This is a genomic window from Mesorhizobium sp. M1A.F.Ca.IN.020.06.1.1 (assembly GCF_004023265.1).
Classification (GTDB): Bacteria; Pseudomonadota; Alphaproteobacteria; order Rhizobiales; family Rhizobiaceae; genus Mesorhizobium.
Genome location: NZ_RZSR01000451.1, coordinates 1 through 4,683, shown reverse-complemented (window position 1 = coordinate 4,683; position 4,683 = coordinate 1). Strand labels below are relative to the sequence as shown.

5 protein-coding genes and 1 pseudogene are annotated in these 4,683 nt (G+C 58.9%); 5 read left to right on the top strand and 1 reads right to left on the bottom strand.

The window, feature by feature from the left end:
- Positions 1-540: pseudogene (locus tag EOA60_RS19485) on the bottom strand (mechanosensitive ion channel family protein); the annotation flags it as partial.
- Positions 541-1,216: 676 nt separating this feature from the next.
- Here EOA60_RS19485 and EOA60_RS19475 point away from each other — a divergent pair.
- The 5 genes from EOA60_RS19475 (at position 1,217) to EOA60_RS19455 (ending at position 4,681) form a co-directional block, all read left to right on the top strand.
- On the top strand, positions 1,217-1,993 hold the full coding sequence (locus EOA60_RS19475) for an amino acid ABC transporter ATP-binding protein (RefSeq protein ID WP_067330146.1): 777 nt from the start codon (positions 1,217-1,219) through the stop codon (positions 1,991-1,993).
- Positions 1,994-2,077: 84 nt separating this feature from the next.
- Complete coding sequence (locus EOA60_RS19470) at positions 2,078-2,851, top strand: transporter substrate-binding domain-containing protein (RefSeq protein ID WP_245479202.1); 774 nt, start codon at positions 2,078-2,080, stop codon at positions 2,849-2,851.
- Positions 2,852-2,905: 54 nt separating this feature from the next.
- Entirely contained in the window at positions 2,906-3,619 is a 714-nt protein-coding gene (locus EOA60_RS19465; RefSeq protein WP_067329694.1) for an ABC transporter permease subunit, read from the top strand.
- Between the two features lies 1 nt (position 3,620).
- The gene (locus EOA60_RS19460) at positions 3,621-4,340 is read left to right on the top strand and encodes an ABC transporter permease subunit (protein ID WP_067329696.1); all 720 of its coding nucleotides are present in this window, start codon (positions 3,621-3,623) and stop codon (positions 4,338-4,340) included.
- Positions 4,328-4,681, top strand: a complete 354-nt coding sequence (locus EOA60_RS19455) for a cupin domain-containing protein (protein WP_095824814.1) — start codon at positions 4,328-4,330, stop codon at positions 4,679-4,681. The genes EOA60_RS19460 and EOA60_RS19455 overlap by 13 nt, the downstream gene beginning before the upstream one ends.
- Positions 4,682-4,683: the final 2 nt, after the last annotated feature.

Sequence of the window (4,683 nt, the reverse complement as noted above, 5' to 3'; positions counted from 1 at the left end):
ATAGGGCGCCCGGGCCAGAATATAGATCCAGGCGATGAAACTGGAGATCGGCATCTGCAGCGCGAAGCCGAGCGTCAGCGAAATCAGGCCGAGCGAAACGACGGCGGCGTACCAGTTCACGAACAGAACCGAGATGGCCACGAAGACGACGGCGACCACGACGACCAATCGAAAAATTCGCTTCAGGTTGAAACGCGAAACGCGATTGGGAATTCGGCCGATGAGAAAGACTTCGACGATGTTCGCTATCGTCAGCATGACGAAAATGAGAAGGCCGCCCCAGACATAATTCAGCACGCGAGCGCGCAAAGGCGCCTCAAACCATTCCAAGTGCCAATTGATGAGGAGTTGGACGGCAAAGAGCAGCAAGGCAGCGGCAGCGAAGCCAGCCGTCCACCAGAGGTCTTCCTTGCGGAAGCTGAAGCGGAACTTTCCCTCGGGCTTTTTCGCCTGCTGCTGGATCGTTTTCGGATCGGCGGTCCGCTGTGCGGCCCGTTCGAGCCGGGAAAGGTTCTCCTGTTCCTTGTCGCGCCGTTCCATGGATTCGCCATCCGATGTCGCATCAACATCGAGCAGCGGCTAATCGTTCCGCGACGGCGGTATTGGGAGGAGACGCTTGCCGGCGCGTGGGATCTGGTCGCCATGTGCGACGTGCTCGAACACGCGGATCTGGGTTTCCTCGGCCGCCTTAAAACCCGTCACCTGGCCGCCGCCGTCCCTTAATTGCCGCTGGCGCGGGCTCGGCGCCGGCGGCGACGCGTGGGCGGCCCGGCGGAGCGGGCCCGACCATTCTGTTTAGGAAGCGATAGGCGAGTCTATGTTCGCCTGAGGCCGGGCGAGGGGCGGATTATCTGCGATGATCTTCATTCCGCGAATTGGATCCGACGCGCCAAATGTAAGCTGTTCCTGCAAATTTTTCTCGCAACCAATTTGATCTATCTTGACACCGGTTGCGATACCAATGTCATATTGGTCCTAAGAATCCCGAGATTGGTTTCAAATAGTTGCTAGAGGCAGCGAGCCGATGAACGTGACCGACAGCAAGGGATATCGAACCGTTTCGAGGAGGAGCGCCATAGACGGCGTCGTCACCGACGAAAGTGGGAGCGATGGTCACAGTCGCCTAACACTTAACGAACTCGCGCAGACGATGGACAGCCGGGGCCAGCCCCATGTTGAGAGGGTGCGATCTGAATGGAACCGAAGACGCCGTGACATGGCCCCGGTTCTAAAGGTCCATGAACTCAGTAAGAATTTCGGCGCGGTCAGGATCCTTAACGACGTCACTTTCCAGATGGCGGAAGGGGAGGTCATATCCCTTATCGGCGCGTCTGGCTCGGGAAAGAGCACGTTGTTGCGCTGCATAAATTTTCTGGAGACGCCGACCTCAGGGAGGATCGAGGTGATGGGCGACGCAATCTCCATCACCACCAATCGACCGGGCAAGAGCGAAATCACCAACCGCGCGAAGATCCGGCTCTTTCGCCAGCGGACTGGCATGGTGTTCCAGAACTTCAATCTCTGGCCGCACCGGACCGTGATCGGCAACGTGACAGAGGCGCTCGTCTACGTGCTCGGGAAAGGAAGGCGGGAGGCCGAGGATATGGCGCTTTCGGCGCTTTCCAAGGTGGGGATGGCCGAATTCCGCGACCGCTATCCCAGTCAGCTTTCAGGCGGTCAACAACAGCGCGTGGCGATCGCACGGGTGCTGGCGATGCGACCAAAGATCATGCTTTTTGACGAGCCCACATCCGCGCTCGATCCGGAACTCGTGGGCGAGGTGCTGAAGGTGATCCGCACGCTGGCCGAAGAGGGGGCGACCATCCTTCTCGTCACCCATGAAATGCGGTTTGCGCGCGACGTGTCGAGCCGGATGATATTCCTGCGCAAAGGTATCCTTGAGCAGGACGATGCGCCGGAAGAGTTGTTTCGCAACCCTGCCTCGGAGGCGGTGAAACGGTTTCTCTCCAGCGTCATGCCAGCCGCCGCGTGATCGCGGTTTTCTTCAGCAGAACAAAAAGGGGTAACACTCATGCTTTCAGTTCAAACGTTTCGTTCGATTTTTGTATCCGGTTTCATGCTCGCCGCCGCAGCCGGTGCCGCGCACGCCGAGGAAGGCGTCCTACGCGTCGGCACGGAAGGGGACGCGCCGCTGTTCAGCATGGCCGACGCCAACGGAAACGTCACCGGCTTCGACGCCGACGTTGCCAACGGTATCTGCGCCGAACTCAAGATGAAGTGCAAATTCGTGGTGCAGGCTTTCAGTTCGCTGGTTCCCTCCATGGATAGCGACCGCTTCGACGTGATCATTTCCGGCCTTGGCATCACTGCCGAGCGCCAGAAGAAGATCGACTACTCCATCCCGTACGCCACCACGCCGCTCTATTTCGTGGTCCCCAAAGATTCCGCTCTTGCCGGGCTCAAGAGTCTCGAGGAGATCGAAAAGGCGCTCGCGGGAAAGAGTGTCGGCGTCGTGACAGGCACGACCTATGCCAAATTCATCGGCAAGCGGGCGACCAGCGCCGATCTCAAGACTTATGATGCCACCACTCAGCAGACCGCTGATCTTGCGGCTGGCCGCCTGGATGCCGCTTTCGGCGACTCCCCGACCTGGATGGATTTCCTCGCTACGCCGGACGGCGCCAACTTCACGAAGATCGATGTGAAGATTACGGCGATGAGCGATCCTGAAACCCTCGGCCACGGCATGGGTGTCGGCATGCGCAAGGGGAATGCCGAACTCAAGGCTAAGGTAGATGCCGCGCTCTGCAACATGATCGATGGAGGTAAGATCAAGCAGTCTTCCCTCAAGTGGTTCAAGGACGACTACACCATTCCGTGCAAGAAGTGATCCTCTCGCAACAACTGGCCGTCGCAGCCCGCGGCGGCCCGACGGGTGTCATCCATGTTTGAAACTATCTGGTTGCTGGTTGTGGAGCAGGGCTGGGGACTCGCTTTGCTGCGCGGCGCGTTCGTGACGATCTGCATCGGGCTGGTCGGCATGATGATCGGGTTGATCGCAGCCGTCCCGTTTGCCATAGCGCGCTGGCAGCGGGTCCCGGTGCTGTCCCAGATGATCGATGTCTACAGCATCGTCGTCCGCGGCGTGCCGGGTCTTCTTGTGATCTATCTCCTGTTCTTTGGCTCTGTCGACTGGGTGCAGAAGATAGCGGTTGCCTTCGGCTACCGAGACATGGCTGAAAGTGCCTACCCGTCCATTATCGGCATCCTCGCCATCGCGACCATTTCCTGCGCCTATTCGATCGAGGTGATGCGAGGCGCTTTGGAAGCCGTTCCCAACGGTCTTCTTGAAGCCGCGAAATCTTTGGCGTTGCCTCGATCGGTCGCCTTTTTCAGAATCACGTTGCCGCTCGCGTTGAGACTTGCTCTCGGCGGGATCAACAATGTCTGGCAGATGACGATCAAGGATACTTCACTCGTTTCCATCGTCGGCATGCAGGAACTCATGCGTATGGCGGCTATCGCGGCGGGCATCACGCGCTCGCCACTTCTCTTTTACTGCATCGCTGCGTCGCTGTTCTTCGCCATGACAGCAGTCAGCCAGACCCTGTTCGGCCTGGCTGAGCGCCATATCAATCGCGGCTTCAGCGGAGGTTAGAATGGATTTCACCATTATTGCCTATGCGATTCCGTTCCTTCTCACCGGCGCAAAGACAACGCTTCTGATCTCGGTGTTCGGCGTGGGCTTAGGACTGCCATTCGGCATCCTGGTGGCGCTCGCGCGCACTTCGCGCAATCGCTTGGTTTGCACGGCGGCCGACGCCTATTGCGCCGTCTTTCGCGGCACGCCCATGCTGGTGCAGATATTCGTGATCTACTACGGATTAGGGCAGGTCGGGTTCTTTCGCTCCAACCCGGTGATTTGGTGGCTGATCGGCGACGGCCTGCACGCAGCCATTCTCGCGGTCCTGTTGAACACCGGTGCCTACACAGCCGAAATCTTTCGAACCGCGTTTTTATCCCTGCCGCGCGGGCTGATCGAGGCGGCGGAAGCCTGCGGCATGTCGCCTTGGATTATCTTGCGCCGGATCAAGTTCCCGCTGGCTTTGCGACAAGCGCTGCCATCCTACAGCAGTGAGGTTGCCATCATCGTCAAAGAATCCAGCCTCGCTTCGACCATCGCTGTGCTCGAAATCACCGGTTGGGCCAAACGCCTGATGAGCGAAACCTTCGCCATTATGGACATCTTCATCATCACCTCCGTCTTCTACCTCACCCTCAATGTCGTCGGACTGACTGCCTTGAAGCTTTTGGAGCGGCAACTTTGGTTCGAACGGCGTTCAACGCGCAGAAAGGCCACATCCCTATGTCCAAGTTGACGTTCATCGACCAGAATGTTCTTCCGCGCCCACGCGAAGGGCAGCCTCTGCCCGACCGCCTTGTGGAGGGCGATCCACGTTTTCTGAGCTGGGATATCGCCCAGACCGCAGACGGCGCCGTGAAGACAGGGGTCTGGGAGGTCACGCCTGGCGCCTATCGTTCGATTAAGGGCGAGACTTTCGAGTTCTGCTACATCCTTTCGGGTGTCTCCGAACTCACTGAGGATGGCTGCCCGCCGCGCCGCATCGCGGCTGGCGACGCCTTCGTCATGCATCCGGGATTCACCGGCGTATGGCGTGCCATCGAAACCACGCGCAAACTCTGGGTCTCACGCGATTGACC